The sequence below is a fragment of the Spirosoma pollinicola genome (genome assembly GCF_002831565.1).
Taxonomy (GTDB): domain Bacteria; phylum Bacteroidota; class Bacteroidia; order Cytophagales; family Spirosomataceae; genus Spirosoma; species Spirosoma pollinicola.
In genome coordinates, this window is sequence record NZ_CP025096.1 from 7,201,077 (window position 1) to 7,219,163 (window position 18,087).

Annotated in this window: 19 protein-coding genes; 11 read left to right on the forward strand and 8 right to left on the reverse strand. The window is 48.8% G+C overall.

The genetic code is table 11. The features are described from left to right. Positions 1–90: 90 nt before the first annotated feature. The 4 genes from CWM47_RS30280 (at position 91) to CWM47_RS30295 (ending at position 7,069) form a co-directional block, all read left to right on the forward strand. Entirely contained in the window at positions 91–1,674 is a 1,584-nt protein-coding gene (locus tag CWM47_RS30280) for an NAD(P)/FAD-dependent oxidoreductase (protein WP_100992311.1), read from the forward strand. 22 nt (positions 1,675–1,696) lie between these two features. Beyond that, positions 1,697–2,326 (forward strand): NUDIX hydrolase, encoded by a 630-nt coding sequence (locus CWM47_RS30285; RefSeq protein WP_100992312.1) that lies wholly within the window; start codon positions 1,697–1,699, stop codon positions 2,324–2,326. Positions 2,327–2,684: 358 nt separating this feature from the next. Then, complete coding sequence (locus CWM47_RS30290; protein WP_100992313.1) at positions 2,685–3,854, forward strand: efflux RND transporter periplasmic adaptor subunit; 1,170 nt, start codon at positions 2,685–2,687, stop codon at positions 3,852–3,854. A gap of 101 nt (positions 3,855–3,955) precedes the next feature. Continuing rightward, positions 3,956–7,069: an efflux RND transporter permease subunit gene (locus tag CWM47_RS30295; protein WP_100992314.1), complete on the forward strand. Its 3,114-nt coding sequence runs from the start codon at positions 3,956–3,958 to the stop codon at positions 7,067–7,069. 128 nt (positions 7,070–7,197) lie between these two features. On the opposite strand, the gene CWM47_RS30300 is transcribed toward CWM47_RS30295, so the two are convergent. Next, complete coding sequence (locus CWM47_RS30300; RefSeq protein ID WP_100992315.1) at positions 7,198–7,884, reverse strand: CAP domain-containing protein; 687 nt, start codon at positions 7,882–7,884, stop codon at positions 7,198–7,200. Between the two features lie 282 nt (positions 7,885–8,166). On the opposite strand from CWM47_RS30300, the gene CWM47_RS30305 reads away from it, so the two are divergent. Next, complete coding sequence (locus CWM47_RS30305) at positions 8,167–8,943, forward strand: glycosyltransferase (RefSeq protein WP_100992316.1); 777 nt, start codon at positions 8,167–8,169, stop codon at positions 8,941–8,943. A gap of 31 nt (positions 8,944–8,974) precedes the next feature. Next, the gene (locus CWM47_RS30310) at positions 8,975–9,247 is read left to right on the forward strand and encodes a hypothetical protein (RefSeq protein ID WP_100992317.1); all 273 of its coding nucleotides are present in this window, start codon (positions 8,975–8,977) and stop codon (positions 9,245–9,247) included. 75 nt (positions 9,248–9,322) lie between these two features. Here CWM47_RS30310 and CWM47_RS30315 read toward each other — a convergent pair whose 3' ends face one another. Then, the gene (locus tag CWM47_RS30315) at positions 9,323–9,550 is read right to left on the reverse strand and encodes a transposase (RefSeq protein WP_100990054.1); all 228 of its coding nucleotides are present in this window, start codon (positions 9,548–9,550) and stop codon (positions 9,323–9,325) included. A gap of 56 nt (positions 9,551–9,606) precedes the next feature. Here CWM47_RS30315 and CWM47_RS39855 point away from each other — a divergent pair, with 56 nt between their 5' ends. After that, positions 9,607–9,888, forward strand: coding sequence for a transposase (locus CWM47_RS39855; protein ID WP_100992318.1), 282 nt, complete (start codon positions 9,607–9,609; stop codon positions 9,886–9,888). 4 nt (positions 9,889–9,892) lie between these two features. Here CWM47_RS39855 and CWM47_RS30325 read toward each other — a convergent pair whose 3' ends face one another. From CWM47_RS30325 to CWM47_RS30345, 5 genes are all read right to left on the reverse strand, one after another. Then, positions 9,893–10,648 carry an alpha/beta hydrolase gene (locus tag CWM47_RS30325; protein ID WP_100992319.1) on the reverse strand — a complete coding sequence of 252 codons (756 nt, stop codon included), beginning with the start codon at positions 10,646–10,648 and terminating at the stop codon, positions 9,893–9,895. Positions 10,649–10,727: 79 nt separating this feature from the next. After that, positions 10,728–11,543 carry an alpha/beta fold hydrolase gene (locus CWM47_RS30330; RefSeq protein WP_100992320.1) on the reverse strand — a complete coding sequence of 272 codons (816 nt, stop codon included), beginning with the start codon at positions 11,541–11,543 and terminating at the stop codon, positions 10,728–10,730. A gap of 120 nt (positions 11,544–11,663) precedes the next feature. Beyond that, complete coding sequence (locus CWM47_RS30335; protein WP_100992321.1) at positions 11,664–12,737, reverse strand: catalase family peroxidase; 1,074 nt, start codon at positions 12,735–12,737, stop codon at positions 11,664–11,666. Positions 12,738–13,240: 503 nt separating this feature from the next. Beyond that, positions 13,241–13,678 carry a carboxymuconolactone decarboxylase family protein gene (locus CWM47_RS30340; RefSeq protein ID WP_100992322.1) on the reverse strand — a complete coding sequence of 146 codons (438 nt, stop codon included), beginning with the start codon at positions 13,676–13,678 and terminating at the stop codon, positions 13,241–13,243. Between the two features lie 70 nt (positions 13,679–13,748). Beyond that, positions 13,749–13,994 (reverse strand): hexameric tyrosine-coordinated heme protein, encoded by a 246-nt coding sequence (locus CWM47_RS30345; protein WP_100992323.1) that lies wholly within the window; start codon positions 13,992–13,994, stop codon positions 13,749–13,751. Between the two features lie 770 nt (positions 13,995–14,764). On the opposite strand from CWM47_RS30345, the gene CWM47_RS30350 reads away from it, so the two are divergent. Continuing rightward, positions 14,765–15,502 (forward strand): LytR/AlgR family response regulator transcription factor, encoded by a 738-nt coding sequence (locus tag CWM47_RS30350; protein ID WP_100992324.1) that lies wholly within the window; start codon positions 14,765–14,767, stop codon positions 15,500–15,502. Between the two features lie 28 nt (positions 15,503–15,530). On the opposite strand, the gene CWM47_RS38370 is transcribed toward CWM47_RS30350, so the two are convergent. Then, positions 15,531–15,722 (reverse strand): hypothetical protein, encoded by a 192-nt coding sequence (locus CWM47_RS38370; protein WP_157816090.1) that lies wholly within the window; start codon positions 15,720–15,722, stop codon positions 15,531–15,533. A gap of 378 nt (positions 15,723–16,100) precedes the next feature. Between CWM47_RS38370 and CWM47_RS30355 the strand changes: the two genes are divergently transcribed. The 3 genes from CWM47_RS30355 to CWM47_RS30365 are packed head-to-tail and all read left to right on the forward strand — an operon-like array spanning position 16,101 to position 18,087. Then, complete coding sequence (locus CWM47_RS30355; protein ID WP_240625529.1) at positions 16,101–16,955, forward strand: NAD-dependent epimerase/dehydratase family protein; 855 nt, start codon at positions 16,101–16,103, stop codon at positions 16,953–16,955. A gap of 49 nt (positions 16,956–17,004) precedes the next feature. Continuing rightward, positions 17,005–17,493 (forward strand): YybH family protein, encoded by a 489-nt coding sequence (locus CWM47_RS30360; RefSeq protein WP_100994127.1) that lies wholly within the window; start codon positions 17,005–17,007, stop codon positions 17,491–17,493. Positions 17,494–17,547: 54 nt separating this feature from the next. Continuing rightward, positions 17,548–18,087 carry a nuclear transport factor 2 family protein gene (locus CWM47_RS30365; protein ID WP_100992325.1) on the forward strand — a complete coding sequence of 180 codons (540 nt, stop codon included), beginning with the start codon at positions 17,548–17,550 and terminating at the stop codon, positions 18,085–18,087.

Consider the following 18,087-nt stretch of genomic DNA (forward strand, 5'->3'; position numbering starts at 1 on the left):
TGTACTTGTTAGTATATTGCAAAAACCTTACAGGATAATTTTTTAGTTGCCTACCCGCCGTAACGACGAATCGTACCGGCTTTTTTAACGATGATTCACCAGATTTCACTTACCCTACCACCCGAACTGGCCCTGGACGAACAAGCATTCCGGGAACAGGCCCTAGGTCATCTTGCCATACCCGACAACTCCGATGTGGTGGTACGAAAGCGTAGACAGTCGATTGACGCACGCAACCGGCAGGTTCGGGTGAAGGTAGATGCCGATGTGTTTTCCGGCGAAGCCCCTCCCCCGCTTATCCAATACCAAAAACCACAAACCGATGTTAGCAGGGCACCACAGGCCATTATTGTGGGGGCAGGACCGGCAGGACTCTTTGCGGCCCTTCGTCTGATTGAGTTGGGCATAAAGCCCATTGTGCTGGAACGCGGCAGTGATGTACGTGCCCGTCGGCGCGACCTGGCCGCTATCAATAAAGATCATATTGTCAATCCCGAATCAAACTATTGCTTTGGCGAGGGCGGAGCAGGAACCTACTCCGATGGTAAGTTATATACCCGCGCCACCAAACGGGGCGATGTTCGGCGTATTCTGGAAATATTCGTTGCCCATGGTGCTACCGAGCAAATTCTGGTTGATGCACACCCGCACATTGGCACCAACAAACTGCCCGGCGTCGTTACCGACCTTCGCGAAAGCATTCTACAGGCCGGTGGCGAAGTCCGATTCGACACTAAAGTAACCGACTTGATCCTTGCTGGAAATTCCCTGCATCCAACTGAACTAAAAGGCGTTGTGCTGGCCAATGGCGAGTCGATCATGGGAATTGGCGTTATTCTGGCAACGGGGCATTCGGCACGCGATATTTTCTACCTGCTTCAACACCGTAATATTCATATTGAAGCCAAGCCGTTTGCGATGGGTGTCCGGATTGAACATCAGCAAAGTTTAATCGACCAGTTTCAATATCACCAGCCCACAAAGGGAGATTATTTACCGGCGGCCTCGTATAGTCTGATCGCCCAAACCCGCTTCAAAGGGGTAGAACGGGGCGTTTTTTCGTTTTGTATGTGTCCGGGTGGTTTTATTGTTCCGGCCGCAACAGCTCCGGGCGAATTGGTCGTTAATGGAATGTCACCCTCACGTCGGGATTCGCAGTTTGCCAATTCGGGGCTGGTTGTTGCCATTGCCGACGAAGACCTTCTGCCCTATGCCGACGAAGGTGCCCTGGCCGGGTTGGCGTTACAACAGGATCTCGAGCGCTGGGCCTGCAAAATGGGCGATGGCCGACAAACAGCACCGGCCCAACGAATCGCCGACTTTGTAGATGGCCGTTTGTCGAACCAATTGTTGCCTACCTCCTACCAACCTGGTCTGGCATCGGTTGATATGAGCGAGGTACTGCCCGATCATATTGCCCAGCCACTTCGGCAGGGGCTGCGCGATTTTGGTCGAAAAATGCAGGGATACTTGAGTAATGAAGGGCAGGTTATTGGCGTCGAAAGTCGTACATCGTCGCCCGTAAGGATTCCCCGCAACCGGGAGACCTGTGAACATGAGCAAGTTAGCCGTTTATTTCCCTGTGGCGAAGGGGCTGGTTATGCGGGGGGTATTGTTTCGGCAGCCATGGACGGTGAACGTTGTGCCGAAGAATTAGTTAAGTTGTATAAATAGGGGAATACAGTAAACCTAAAAAATGATCGACACCACATTCCATACCTTCGCAGAAGATCTCCGTCAACGGTTGCAGAAACCCCTGCCGGGCGAATCCGCCCATCAGAAGATGGCGTCGACAGCGCGGTATCGGCTTGGTGTCAAACCAAACGAGCGGACGCGTCGGAGTGCCGTGCTGATCTGTTTTTATCCCTATCAGAATTCTATTTATCTGCCGCTGATTCTGCGCCCTCAGTATGATGGTGTTCATGCCGGACAGATGGCCTTTCCAGGCGGGCGTATGGAACGAATTGACGAAAACCTGACCCGGACGGCCCTGCGTGAAGCTCAGGAAGAAGTGGGTATCCGTGTATCGGATGTGAAAGTGCTTGGCTTATTGACTGAGTTGTTCATTCCTCCCAGCAACTTCTATGTACAGCCAGTGGTGGGGGTGCTTCCCTACCGTCCCGACTTTTACCCCGACCCGCGCGAGGTCGAAGCGGTTGTTGAGGTTACGCTCGATACACTTCTTGACGAAACGATTGTGGGCGATAGCCAGATCGAAGTTAGAGGTGTTATGGTTGATGCCACCTTTTATCAAATCCAGGGATACCGGGTGTGGGGCGCTACGGCCATGATGATCAGCGAATTATTGATGGTACTGGATTCCTAGTACGTTAAAGGTACAAATGAACATCCCTGAAACTTATTTATAAGTACTTACTGAATGATACGTGTATAGGTTTACGTCATCAATTCATCGACTAAAATATGTATATCATTCATAACCAATATATAAGAACTCGACCAAACAGAACGAGCTGCATAATTACCAAAACAACCAAGTAAGCATTTTTACGGATATAGGTTATCTTTTATAACAAAGAGGCTCCAAATAAATCCCGTAAAATCCATCTATATTCAGCTAGCTATCGATTGATATAGTCGTTAACCTTGATAGCTTTGCAGTATAAGAACAAATGCGGCCATTCGGTCGTTAACCTAAAGTCCCTTCTGACAAATAATTTCCTGTGAAAAGATGGATTGCTATCGGTCTCGTCGTTTTGGTACTCGGCGGGATAATTGTGTATAATAAGGTTTTACATCCCGCTCCCGGTGCTAACGGCCCCGGCGCGGCTGGCGGTGGTGGTAAAGGCGGAGCCGACGCCAAAGGCGGACCCGGTGGTGGAAAAGGTGGCCCCGGTGGTGGTGGCCCTTCCAGCGTGAATGGCTTTGTGGTTATCTCGCAAAACCTTCGTGAAGACATTGTATCCAGCGGCTCCCTGCTGGCATCCGAGCAAGTTGATATTTATCCCGAAATTTCGGCTCGTATCATACAACTGAATATTAAGGAAGGACAGCCCGTTGCCAAAGGCGCATTGCTGGTTAAACTTTTCGACACCGATCTTCGGGCTCAACTTCAGAAACTTCAAGCCCAGGCCGATAACGCTCAACGCACCGAAGACCGAAATAAGCAACTGCTGGCTCGGGGTGGTATCAGCCAACAGGAATATGATATCGTTACGACCAACCTGCGTTCATCGCTGGCCGACATAGAACTGGTGAAGGCAAATTTGCAACGGACTGAAATTCGTGCTCCTTTTTCAGGTGTTATCGGTCTCAGGAATGTCAGTTCCGGGGCTGTCGTATCGCCCGGTACACTCATTGCCCGATTACAGCAAATAGCCTCACTTAAGCTCGACTTCTCGATTCCTGAAAAATACGGTCCATCTGTACGTACTGGAAGCAAGATTTCGTTTCTTGTAGATGGTAGTGACCGGCAAAGTCAGGGCGTTGTCTATGCGATTGAGCCTGGTGTGGATGAACAAACCCGTAACCTTCGCATTCGGGCACGGGTCAACAATACCACGGCAAGCAATGGTCAGCCACTTTTCCGGCCCGGCACATTTGCACGGGTAACGCTCACGATTCAAAACAATGAGAGCCTGGTTGTTCCAACACAGGCCATTATTCCACAAACGAGAACCAATCAGGTTATTCTGGTAAAAAATGGAAAAGCTGTCTTTAAAGATGTGACGACTGGTTTACGAACAGCCGGATCTATCCAGATTTTGACGGGACTCCAGAAAGGAGATACCGTTGCTACAACAGGTCTGCTGTTTCTAAAACAGGATGCCCCGGTTAAAATTGGCAAGGTAATTACACTGCCATCTACCGGGCCGAAAGTCGCGCTTCAATAGCAGGCTGGTTTATACCATTTGGCTTACGGTTTAGTAGGCTGACCGCAATTCTGATACCGTAAAGCGAATACTATAAACGAATTTAAACACTCAACTCAACCATGAGTCTCCCCGAGCTTAGCCTGAACCGACCCGTCTTTGCCATGGTGATGTCTATCGTCATCGTGCTGTTCGGAATCATCGGTTTTACCTTTCTGGGTGTTCGCGAATACCCAGCCATTGACCCGCCGGTTATCTCGGTGCGGACAAACTACACGGGTGCTAACCCCGATATCATCGAGTCTCAGATAACTGAGCCCATCGAGAAATCGCTGAACAGTATCGAAGGGATTCGCACGATCTCGTCCAATAGCGCCCTCGGTGCCAGTACCATCACGGTTGAGTTTAACCTCGATGCCAACCTGGAACAGGCCGCCAACGACGTTCGCGACAAGGTAGCCCAAGCCCAACGCCAGCTTCCGCAGGACATCGATGCCCCGCCAGTGGTTACCAAAGCCGATGCCAACTCTGACCCGATCATTTTTATGACCGTTCAGAGTACAACACGCAACCCGACGCAATTGTCTGACTATGCTGAAAACGTACTCCAGGAGCGGCTGCAAACGATTCCGGGCGTGAGTCAGGCCAACATTTACGGACTGAAACGTCAGGCCATGCGCCTTTGGATCGACCCGATCAAATTATCGGCCTATCGACTGACATCACAGGATATTCAAGCTGCACTCAATGCACAAAACGTTGAACTCCCCAGCGGAAAGGTATACGGAAATAGTACAGAATTAACCGTTAAAGCGGTTGGGCGATTAACAACCGAAGCCGACTTTAATAACTTGATTCTGCGGCAAACAAGCAATCAGATTGTACGTTTCAAAGACGTTGGTTATGCGACCATAGGGGCCGAAAATGAAGAAACCATCTCCAAACAAAACGGAGCAGTGGGCGTTATTCTGGCCCTGATTCCGCAGCCGGGTGCCAACTACGTGAGTATTGCCGATGAGTTCAATAAGCGATTCGATCAGCTCAAGAAAGATTTACCGGAAGACATCATTGTAAGCATCGGTGTTGATCGAAGTATCTTTATCCGACGGGCTATTGAAGAAGTGGGCGAAACCCTGCTTATTTCGTTTGTGCTGGTGGTACTGGTCATCTACTTCTTTTTCCGCGACTGGCTTATTGCTTTCCGTCCGCTCATTGATATTCCAGTATCCCTTATCGGCGCGTTCTTTATCATGTACGTTGCTGACTTCAGTATCAATGTACTAACCCTGCTGGGTATCGTGCTGGCTACAGGTCTTGTGGTGGATGACGGCATTGTAGTTACCGAGAATATCTTCAAGAAGATTGAAGAAGGAATGGATACCCATGAGGCTGCCAAGGAAGGTTCTAACGAGATATTCTTCGCCGTTATCGCCACCAGTATCACGCTGGCCATTGTGTTCCTGCCTATTATTTTTCTGGAAGGCTTTGTAGGCCGATTGTTCCGCGAGTTTGGAATCGTTGTAGCAGGAGCCGTATTGATTTCTGCCTTTGTATCGCTGACGCTAACGCCGGTATTGAGTGTAAAACTGACCAGTAAAAACCACGGACGTTCCTGGTTTTACCGGAAAACGGAACCGTTTTTCGCCTGGCTGGATACCTCCTACCGCTCCTCGCTCAACGGCTTTATGAACAAGCGGGGTTGGGCCTTTGTCATGATCGGCGTTTGTTTGCTGCTCATCTTCGGCCTTGGTTCATTGCTCAAATCCGAGTTGGCACCCCTTGAAGATCGTGGCCGTACACGGCTGGTCATTACCTCACCGGAGGGTACCAGCTATGAAGCACAGGCTTCCACGACAGATCGGGTTATGGATTTCGTACTTGATTCCATACCAGAGACTAAACTGGCCTTTAGTGTGGTGGCACCTGGTTTTTCTGGAGCTGGGGCGGTCAACTCTTCATTTGTCATGCTCAATCTGGTGGATGCTGGCGAACGTAAACGCACACAACAGGACATTGTCGATTTCGTTAACAAAAACCTCAAGAAGTTTACAGAAGCCCGCATGTTTGCCACGCAGGACCAGACCATTCAGGTAGGTCGGGGTGGCGGCTTACCGGTTCAGTTCGTTATTCAGAATCTAAACTTTGAAAAGTTACGGGAAAAACTGCCTACGTTCCTGGATGAGGTGGCAAAAGACCCTACGTTCCAGAACTCCGACGTTGACCTTAAATTCAACAAGCCCGAGCTGAACATCAGTATTGACCGCGAGAAAGCCACGAACCTTGGTATTTCGGTGCAAGACGTAGCCCAAACGCTGCAGCTTGCCCTTAGCAATCGTCGTTTAGCTTACTTTCTGATGAACGGGAAACAGTATCAGGTAATCGGGCAGGTGGATCGGGCTGACCGCGACGCTCCCGTTGATTTAGCCTCATTCTATGTTCGCTCCAGCCAGGGTCAACTTATTCAGTTGGACAATCTGGTGAAATTCCAGGAAGTGAGTAGTCCACCTCAGGTGTATCACTACAATCGCTTTAAATCGGCTACAGTATCGGCAGGACTGGCTCCCGGCAAAACCGTTGGGGATGGTGTAATAGCGATGCAGGCCATTGCTGCCCGCACACTTGATCAGAGTTTCCAGACGGCGCTTTCCGGCCCTTCTCGTGATTATGCAGAAAGTTCGTCTAATACACTGTTTGCGTTTGGTCTGGCTCTGATTCTGGTCTACCTGGTACTGGCCGCGCAGTTCGACTCCTTTATTGATCCGTTAATTATCATGATTACGGTACCTCTGGCACTTGCCGGAGCGGTGTTCTCGCTCTGGATGTTCAACCAAACGCTAAATATCTTCAGCCAGATTGGTATCATTATGCTGGTTGGTCTGGTAACCAAGAACGGTATCCTGATTGTGGAATTCGCCAACGAACAGCGGCTAACAGGTAAGAATAAATTTGAAGCAGCTGCTGAATCGGCTGCGCTCCGGTTACGCCCTATCTTGATGACGACCCTTGTGGCGGCATTTGGTGCGTTGCCATTAGCTCTTGCCCTTGGATCGGCCTCTAAAAGCCGTGTTCCGCTCGGTATCGTTATTGTGGGTGGGCTTATGTTCTCACTGGTTCTTACGCTTTATGTCGTTCCGGTTATTTACACTTACATGTCTCGCCGGAAGGATGTTAAGCCCGAAGTTGCATCAACAGTAGAAGACAAGGAGAAACCCGAAGAATTGGAATTGCACGCTTAGCTATACGCTTATCCAAAATTTTGAGGATGTCAGCTATTAAAAAAAGTGCCTGCCTGTTTAAAACAGGCAGGCACTTTTTTTAATAGCTGACATGATATCTTTATTGCCATCGCTTACTAGGAAATCCTTTATCGACTAGCTTGATTTGCTACTGATGGAGCGCCAAAATTTTGGGCTAGGCGACCAAAGGGGGCTCGACGTTCACGAAAAGGACGGCTTGAAAGACGTACAGCACAACCCACATGAGTAAATAAAGGGTTTAATAAATTGGCACGATGGCGCGCCGAATTGAGCAGTTGACCCACCGCATAACGTGCGTAGCTGGCATATGTATGAGGCCGGTAGAGTTGATTATTATATATATCAAGGAATTCAAACCGTTGAGTTTTTGCGTTAAAACGAACCCCAAACCACTCAGGCGTGTCAATAGTTTGGTATTGGCCAACGTTTTCGGCCAACCGTCCGAAACGATTCGTCTGTTTCTGAATACGCTTCAGAAGGGTCATTTCAGACAGGTCATACAAGTCCTCATGACTCGTGTAATTATACTGAATCATCGACTCAGCATGACGCTGAGCTGCTTGAGACAAGGCCGGGTCATAGCGCAGACTTGGCAATCCTGCCAGTCGACGGGCTTCATTGGTTGCCTGAAATAAAGCCACATCTAACAAAAGGGTATCCGGTTTTTCTAAAATCAACAGTTGCTGGCTTCGGGCGTCAGCAAAAAAAGCATCCGCACTCAACATGTAGTCTTGTGGTGGACCAGGTACACTAGCTAGCCATTGGCTCATCTGAAAAAGTATCCACCAATTCATCTTTCGACTTTTTAACCCGAATTACGTCCCACCGTAATTAGTACTAAAAGTGGTTACCAACAGGCTTATACTTATTACAACAAAGCTTGTTACTGGGCCTGTTTTACAGGTTAGTCAGCCCACCAATTTATCGCCATTTATTACAGAATACCGGGACAATCTCACAGATTATCGAAACGTAGACATAGTAACATATAGTACCCGCTACTTTTGATTCAGCTAATCTAGTCAATTGGATAGCTACCAATAATCAACGTATAGCAAACTAAACAGGCGATTCAGGTGAAACACGTATTTGATAACGTTACGCTACTTATTACAAATTATAATAGGAGTCTTTCTCTCGAAAACCTTTTAAAGACCTTTCAAAAAATTGACTGTTGCTTTGGCGCAGTTATCGTGACTGATGACGGCAGCCAATCTAATCACGTAGACCATATAAAAAAACTCCAGCAGACTATCCCTTTTCAATTGCTGACATCACCCCAAAATAGAGGTGCCGGATACAATATGAATAAAGGCCAGCGTGCCGTAAAAACACCTTATACCCTGTTTGTAGAAGATGACTTTGAACCCAGCGCTCAATTTCCGCTTATTCTCAGGGAAGCATTAGATCAGTTAGAAAATCAGTCAGATTTAGACATTGTCCGGTTCTACGCCTATTTCCAGTATCCTTATTTGAAACCATTTTCGACAAATTTTTCAGAAATGGTTTTTTCCCCTTTGGCCACCGATTACCGAAAAGTTCACTACTATAGTGATCATCCACACCTTCGTAGAAGTTCATTTCTCGATAAATTTGGTATGTTTGATGAAACTGTTTCTCCCGACCAGACTGAGTATAGAATGTGTATTTCCTTCCTCCAGAATAAAGGCAAAGGACTCTTCTACAACGATTACAATGGCTTATTTTTTCACAACAATTTGCTTGAGGGTAGTACAATACAACGAAGTGGATGGAGAAAAAACACTGGGCCAGCGCTGAAATTTTTGCAATCTATCTATAGACAGGTTAAGCATAATTATGATATACACTTTATGAAATTTTCGTTTAATTAACCAGACGAATTGCCTGTTAACGCTAGATTACATGAAACTAACCTGGACCTTTTACGCAAAGCACGACACCCAATCGGTAACGCTGACGGTTATCTACGTTCCCGAATTGGATGCGGAGAAGTTGACTACAGGAGGATTTCTGGCAGTTGATATCAATACAGCCTACGTGGATTGGGTTACGTACAAGCGTTTCGACACTGCCGATGTTGAGGGGCGCAGGGATGCCTTTCAGCGATTGGTCAGTGTTGACCAGAATGGAAACGGTCGTAGGGAAAATGGTGAGTTGATAGTACTGCCAATGTAATTATGATAAAGTCAGAAAGTGTGGAATTGATCTGTAATTATGGGATCAATTCCAAAAGTTGTGGAGCATCAAGGATTAAGCATATAACTGAGTTAGGCGGTACAGAAAGAATTCGATGTTTCGCACCCCGCGGAATTGACTTCGAAATGCTTTGATCTTCGCATTGAACGACTCGGCTGAAGCGTTGGTACTGCGGTTGTCAAAGTAGTTGAGAATCGTTTCATAATGATTTTGGATAGAACGGGCCACGGTGTTGAAAGTTTTGAATCCCGCTTGGCGTACTTTTTCATGCCATTTGGCCAAGCGGGCTAAGCCATAAAGCTTATCGGTCGTCTTCTCTAGCTAGCTAGAATGGCCCTATTCATCATGCAAAAGTGGTTAAAACCGAATTTGATACTTGGGAAAGCCAAGGTCTATCCATTTTTTATTTACCTACCTACAGTCCTCATCTGAATCCCATTGAAATTCTGTGGCGCTTCTGCAAATATAAGTGGCTTAACAAAACGCATTATAAAAGCTGGTCAACCTTAAAGAAAGCTATTCTTTATATTTTTAAGGAGTATGGGTCGATATATACCATCAGCTTTACAAACCTTATTGTAAAAAATACCCAAGTTAGTATCAAGCTTAATTCTGCCTAATTACTTATTCGGCATCTTCGCGCCAGGTCGGCTGGCCTAGCACAAAGTGATTACGCCCGTCAAATTCTTTGTAGTCGGTGATGGAGCGGCTGACTTTGTACTTCAGGTAATTGGTATGGTTCAGTGAAGCCGGAATGATGTGGTCGGTGCTCCCCGAGGTTATCAACAACGGCGGGTGGTATTTGGCAAAATCAATATGAGCCGCTTCGGTTAAGCCGTCCCTCGATACTTTTTTCGATTCCGGCACCACAAATTTGTCGTACGCTTCGCGCTGGGCCTCATAGGGCATTCCGTTGGTGAAGATATACTGCCAGTCCTCGAACGACATTAAATAGCTTTCGTCCGAATCGGTAAACAGTCCCAACGGGTGCCAGGTCGATTTGTAAAAAGATAGCTCAAACGTTAAAAGCCCCTGCGGAGCAACGGGATGAATCGCTACGCCTGCGGTTCCCAGATCACGCTGTAGTAAAAGCTGAACCATCAAACCGCCAATCGAGTGGCCAATCAGGATGGGCTTTTCGGTAAATCGATTGGCAAGTTCGGCGTAGTAATCCGTCAATGGAGCCAGCCGGATGGAGGCAATATCCGGGTCGGGCTGACGGCTTCGGAGCTCGGCGGGCGAAGCGTCCTTATGGGGCCAGGGCGGGGCACTACAGGTGTAGCCTTTCGCGCAGAAGTACGAGATCCATTCATCCCAACAGTTGTTGCCGACAAAGGCACCCGTAATAAATAGAATCGATCGTTTTTTGCTTGCTTCCATGTTCGTAGAAATGTGTTTAGAGACGTGTTCATCAGTCAATCAATTACTAACGGCACTTACTATACGTATTTAATAAATGTCACTGTGGAGCGTTGCCGATGTCCATGAGCACAGTGGTTACCTGGTCGGGCATCGAAAGGAACGGACAGTGACTACTGTTGAGCGTGTATGTTTTCTTGATTCCTGCCGCTGCCACCATGCGCTTTTGCAGGGGCAAACCAACGGCATGATCCTGGGCCGTATGCACGTAATACTTATTTACTTTCCCGAAATTGGCAGCCGTAAGCGTTACGGGGTTCGTAAAGGGAATAGCCGGTTCGGGCTGGTAGTTATCGACAACCAGTTTCTTCACTGCGTCCGATCCATCCTGAATAAAAATCGGGATCAAGCTCTCCGGCTTTATCCCCAGCGTCAGATTGTCGGCCGACGGTACCAGGGCGGGGCCAAGCAGTGACGTGCTGTCTGTCGAAGCCAACGCCAGCAGTGACTGTCCGTTGGCCGGGAGAAACGCACCAATGTAGACCAGTTTATTGATACGGGTCGGAATCTTCTCGGCCGTTGCGGTAACCACCACCCCACCCATACTGTGTCCCACCAATATGACATTCCCCTGAATATTATTAATGGCAGAAATGACTTTATCCCGATAAACATCCATTGTTAAGGTCGCCGGGGGTGTTTTGTCGGCGCCGTGGCCGGGCAACTCCACAACGACTACCTTTTGGCCTTTTTGTTCCAGTTGGCTCTTGACATATTGCCAGGCATAAGGCGCCTGCCAGGCACCGTGTACAAGTACAAAAGTGTTTACCGGCGAGGGGTCATCATCTTTGTTGCAGGCCGTGAGCGTAACCAGCATGGCACTGGTCAGGAGTAGAGAGACGAATAAAGTTTTCATACGTGTTGTGTGTTTTGAAAAGAGAATTAAAGTTGTATTCGGATCTATTATCTATCGGTTGCCAGGCTGTCGTCATGGGTTCAACCTCATCATGACATGGCTATTCCGAACAATTGACACTCAATTCACCTCAAATGCCCCCTGCCGTCCACCCACCGAAATAGGATAGGCGCGTGCCCGGTCCAGCAGCATAGGATCGGCGAGGTTAATCCCTTCGGGTATATTGTTGGGATTGAAAAACAACGTCTTATCTTCAGCCACCGTATTCGCTGCCACTTTAGTAATTGTCACCGTTCCGAGCAGAACACGCTTCCGGCTGTCGGGCCAGGCAATGGAAGGGTCTTCGATCTTATCGCCTTTCTGGGCAACCTGAGCATACAGCTTGAACACAACCGGTTTATTGGCGACCCGCTCTTTAATTTCTTCCTGTAGATAATTGGGACCTAACTTGGCAACCTGCTGAGCCGTCAGGAACTGCTCCCCGGCTTCGGGAATGATCTGATAACGAATAAATTGCGATTGGCCAGCCTTGTTGGTGAACTTAAATGAATTTACTCCAAAGTAGGCCAGCGTACCCCAGCTTGGCGTGAACGGTTTTTGCGTTGTCAGGAACGTCTTGGCAATCGGATGTTTCGCCAGAAACTGGTTTAACGGGGCCGGATTCCCTTCACGATTGGCACCAATGGCTTCCAGCATGACTTTAAACTCGTCTGTTGTGGATACCGGAAAGCCATTGAAACTATGGAAGATGATATCGGTCGATTGATTTTCGGGCATCTGAAACTTGATCGCCATGCCCCGTGGGTGGGAGGCCCCTACCGTGTCGGGAATGTCGGGAATACCCGTAAAATCAGAGAATCGAACGAGAACCGGCAATGAACTGCCTTGTAAATGGGCCGCTTTTGTGAGCGTACGGGCTTCGGGTGCGGGTGTAAAACTACCGGCCAGAATAAAGCCCTTTGCATGAACAGCCCGACTATCGTGTTTTCCAAAAGCCGTGTGAAACATATCAACGACCTGAATGGGTGTGGCCTTCGTAGTAGATTTGATACCGGCATTTCCATCCTGAGCAATGACCCGATTTCCAGAGCCGGGCATCAGGGTAATCAGCAGCATTGCTACATTGAGAAAGCTGCGTTTACTGCTACGGCTTACGCCGGTTAGCTTGTTCGGAGTAAATAAAAGGAGTTGCATATAGCTGATTAGTACTGGTTCAACAACCCTGTACCAAACCCTGTGCCGAAGGCCGCTACATACCAATTACGATTAATACCCCCTCCTGTAAGGGCAGAAACGGCCTTTATACCTGGCAGACGATTGCACTGGCAGGCTATAGATAGTTTGTGCAATCCAGTATATCTGGAGTAGTTAAACAATTCTGTAAAGAAGTACGACTCAATTGGAGAAAGCCTGCAAGCAGCATTCATTTCGACGAAGTTTCACCTGCCAATGCGATATTTTGTTAACAGTAACTACCTTCTCGCATGTAGTCAGACTAACCAGTTTGTCTTTATATGTCAAAAAGTTGTTTTCACCCTCCTTGCCCCGGTAGCGTATCTGGCTGGCTACAAACCTACCTACGCGAAATACATCAACTGGCCTGGCTTAAACGAAACTACCGCAGGTATTGCCTGCGGTAGTTTCAACGTGTTGTATATAATTAATCTACTGCTGCTTATTTACGTTGTTTTCTCTATTCATACAGGCGTCATGCGGGTGGCTATACCAATTCGATTCCAGGCGTTGATGCTGATGATCGCCATGATGAGGTGTGCCGTTAGCTGTTCGCCAAACAAAGCAATGGCCTGTTGATAGGTTTCGTCAGATACCCGTTTTTCGCGAATCAGGGTCACCTCTTCCGTTAGTGCCAGCAATGCCCGTTCTTCAGCCGAAAAGTATGGACTTTCATCCCAGGCATCCAGGGCGTAGATGCGCTTTTCGGTTTCACCGTGTGCTCTGGCGTCATTGGTATGCGATTGAATGCAATAGGCGCACCCATTCAGTTGCGAGGCACGGATCTTCAGCAAATCCAGTTGCGATACCGTCGGGCCGGAACCGGCGACATGCGTGTCAAGGGCCGAAAGCATTTTATAGTACTCGGGCTCGATATAGCCAATTTTTAAGCGCTTCTCCATTGGTTTGGGTAGTTAAACTCAAATTGAATGTTGTTTGGACGTCCGCAACGCATCGATGCTAAACGCATATTCAGCGAGGGCTTCGCCAATAATCATTAGCAGCCGCAATGGTCGAAAACTCGATAGCTACAGTATGGCCAACCGCCAGTAACAGCATGGCATCATTGGCATAAACAGCCCGCAAATTTTCGCGAATCTGTGCATCGGGCTGCGTCGTTTTAATAATCAATCGGGCCATTTTGATAGCCAACTGGCGACCTTCTTCCGGGGTAGCCGTCATGAGGCTGTTCGCAGGAATCAACGTTGTAGTTTCCATGTCTCTTGAAAAGGGATTGATTTTGGGTGTTCGTTTGAAAGTTGAACAATGAAATGGCCTTAAAACCACCCTGGCTGTTCTCCTGTTCAATAGGGATGCGCCAAACCTTGTGCCGGAAGTGTTGTTTGGAAAGACAATAGTTGGAAACCTTCTTTAAAGGCAGCGTGGACCGTTTCGGTAGCGATTTTTGGCTACTTACTTAGTCCAGCGTTGAGTTAGTGATCCGGAAATTCTGGAGTCCTCAACCACATTTGGAGAAAATTCCGGGTACACTGGAGCAGCACGGCTACTGTGTTCTCCTCCGATAGCTATATCCCGTGGACAGGTTGTAAAGAAGTGATTAATCTAAGGGCCTGATAACCCTCATTTCTACGGCTCGGGCCACCCCGCTGAATCTGGTGTTCGAGGAACCCCACAGAGGCCTAGATCTACTGATAGCCTGGCCGCAGGAGCGGTCTTACCTAGCATACGCTTTAAGGCAACTCTGTGGGGCCTGCCGAAGCAGTAGGGTAGCTCACATTTGTGAGTAATCGAAGGTAGCTACAATAGGAAAGCCAACCTTGGAATAATATAATGGCACGAACCTAAAGGCATACAGGGTATGAAACTTAATATTTTTGATGGTTTACTGAATGTCATAAATCCTTCTTAACCTAATGGCTTCGCTTAATCAAGTCATTGACTTTCATAACTATAAAATTTGAGTTTAATTAGTATCGGATTTACAATGTTGTTTACAATGAATACTTGACGAACGATCAACAAATAGAATGGACACTCCGTTGAAGTTGCTCGTCGTGGAGGACGACATGATCATTGCCGCCAACATCGCCCTGCAACTCACTAAACTTGGCTATGAGGTGAGCGGGATTGTGCCCAGGGGCGAAGAAGCCATCCTGCATGCTGAAACCAACCGGCCTGACCTGATTCTGCTCGATATCAGTCTCAAAGGCTCACTCGACGGTATCGACACAGCCCATGCTATCCACCAGCGGTGGAACATCCCGATTATTTACGTCACGGCCAATACCGACGAGGCCACCTTTGACCGGGCAAAAAAGACGCACCCTTACGCTTTCATCGCTAAGCCAATCCGGGCCACTGAGCTACAACGGGCTATCGAGCTGGCCATTAGCCGCCTGGTCGACGAGCCTCCCACCTCAGCCAACCCTGCCCCAGACGCCCCCCTTGTGCTCAATGACCGGGTTTTTGTGCGGCACCGCGAAAAGATCGTCAAGATTTTCATCGCCGATATTCTCTACGTGGAAGCCGACCGCAACTATTGCCACCTCTACACGGCCGACAAAGAATACCTGCTGACAACGACCCTGAAGGTGATGGAAGATAAACTCCCGGTCAACTATTTTGTGCGGGTGCATCGTTCCTATCTGGCGAATCTGACGCAGGTTGATGAGGTAGGCGAAGGCCATATCGGAATCAGGGGTAAAACGATTCCGCTCAGCCACCTCCTGCGCGATGCACTACTGAAACGAATCCAGACCATTTGAGGCCGCCGGGCAAAACCGGCATTACCGTTCACACATCCGGTAAGAAAATACCCCCTTTCGGACAGTAAAAGGATGCGCTCGTCCGGGCGAACTTGGTTGGAAAATACGCTGGCGATAGTTTAGATCCGTTGTCGGCCAAATCGCTTTGCCGGGCTGATTGGGCCGCTCCGTTCCAAACCACACCCAGACTATGCTTAACTACGCTGTTCCCGTTTGCCACTATACGTTCGCCGACGATTCTCTACTTCCTGTAGCTCGTGCCAGCTGCCATTTTATAGGCTTACAGAGGCCTGGCGTGGCTGCATTACCGATTATACGAACCACCGCATCAGGCTAAGTTATACGCGCGGTTCAAAACGGAAACCCCTCATCTGGGGAATAGAATCGAGAACTGGTCCCCTCCTGCCCGATTTGACCTATACGGTCGCGAACTAATTACGTCTTCCTCTTTAACCAGGTCTATCCACCCCCCCATCACCGGGCTATAAACGGCTTGGTGGTTTACACCCATAACTTTATGCAAACGGTAGGCATCCTTGGCGGAGCTGGCTTCATTGGCAGCTACGTCACCCAAAAATTTCTGAACTAGGGCTATACCGTGAAGGTATCGGCTTCTGACCCGGCCAACGCCGAAAAGTACGCTCACCTGAGCACCCTCAATAGAGCCGAAAACCTGATGCTGGTGACCTGCGATGTGCGCGATGTGGCTGCGCTTGAGTCCTTTATGCAGGGCTGCGCGATTGTGGTACACGGCGGCACACCTTTTCAACTGGCGGTAGAAGACCCGCAACGCGACCTGCTGGACCCCATCATTCAGGGTACAGAAAATTTTCTGGCCATAGCCAATCGAACCGAGGAACTCAAACGTGTGGTGTTCATCGCGTCGGTGGCGTCCTATAATACTTCGTTTCCGATGCCTCACCCTAACCACCCCACCGGTCAGGTATTCTCTGAAGCCGATACGCCCTGGTTCAGTGCGGAGGACCATCCCTACGGACAAGCCAAGTTTCTGGCCGACCAGGTCGTACGGAAATTCATCAAGGCAAACCCGGATTTATCCTTCGAGATCACTACCGTTTCACCCGTTTTTGTCATGGGCAATAGCTTGTCGCCCCGCGCCGATTCCACGTCGATAGGTATGCAATATTTGTTCAAGCACAAGATCGCCCCCAACCAGTTTGTTGAAATGCTTTTTGCTGATGACATAGCGTTTTCGGTGGTGGATGTGCACGACGTGGCCGAGGCCGTTTTTCAGGCAGCTTTTCGGTCGGGCTTGCACGGCAAAAACTACCTCCTTTCGAGCGAAAGTTACCGCATCTCCGATCTGTCGCTCATGCTGAACCAGCAAACGCCCGCAGCCGAAGCCGCACTTGTATACAGCAGCACTCTGGCGACCAATGACCTCGGCGTAGCGTTCAGGCCGGTGCTGGAAACGCTACAGCAGGCCATGTAGAAGGCTGACTCAGGAATTTACCCAATCAATCCACATAACATATACCCCAATGAAAACCCAACCCGCTTCGCCCATCCTGGCCATTTTTGCCGCCCTGCTCCTGTTTGCCGCCGGTTGCAACGCACCTGCTAAAGAAAAGCACGCCACGGTCGAGGAGCTCTCACAGGTAAACCGCGATTTTGTGAAAGCATTAAACGCTAAGGATGCCACAGCAGCCGCTAATTGCTACGCTGATGATGCCGTAATACTGCCTCCCGGCCAACCCACCGTGACGGGTCACGAAGCCATTCAGAAATACTGGCAGGGCTTCCTGGATGGTGCGGGCTATGTTGATGGCACCGTCTCGACGATCGCTACGGGCAGCAACGGCGACCTAGGGTACGAAATCGGGACGGCTGACCTTCACCTGAAAGGCCCTGACGGGAAAATCATGACCGAAAAAATAAAATATACCATCGTTCTCAAACGCAATGCCGAGGGAAAGTGGCTCCAGACCTACGATATGTGGAATCCGGTTGCTGAACCTACGGCTAAGTAGGTCAATTACCTCAATCAATCCTGTTACAAAAACTCGCTTTTAACTTCACCCCCCATGAAAACCCAATCCACTTCGTCCATCCTGGCCATTTTTGCCGCCCTGCTCCTGTTTGCCGCCGGTTGCAACGCACCTGCTAAAGAAAAGCCCGCTCAGACGACCGGTGTGTCGACAATGACAACCGAAAACAAGCAAGCGATTGAAACCGAAATTTCTGGCCTTGTGAAAGAATTCTTCCAACAGGCCGAAAAACTGGACATTGAAACGTGCATGACCTACTTTGAAAATACACCTGATTTCCAGGCCGTCAATCCCGATGGCACCTTCGGCGATTACAACGCGCTAAAAAAATTGAACGCAGACGCGTTTAGCCAGATGAAGACGTTTAGCGTCGTGCCAACTAAGGAAGCCATTCGGGTTCTGACTGACTCGCTGGTGCTTTATACGTACACGATGGAGCAGAATGCAACGCTTAAAACCGGCCAGAAAATAAAGTATGAACACGTAGCGGGAACGATGCTCTTCACCAAAATCAACGGCGCGTGGAAAGCGACCTTTTACCAGGAGTCGGCAGCGGCACCGGTAGCCGTCAAGTAG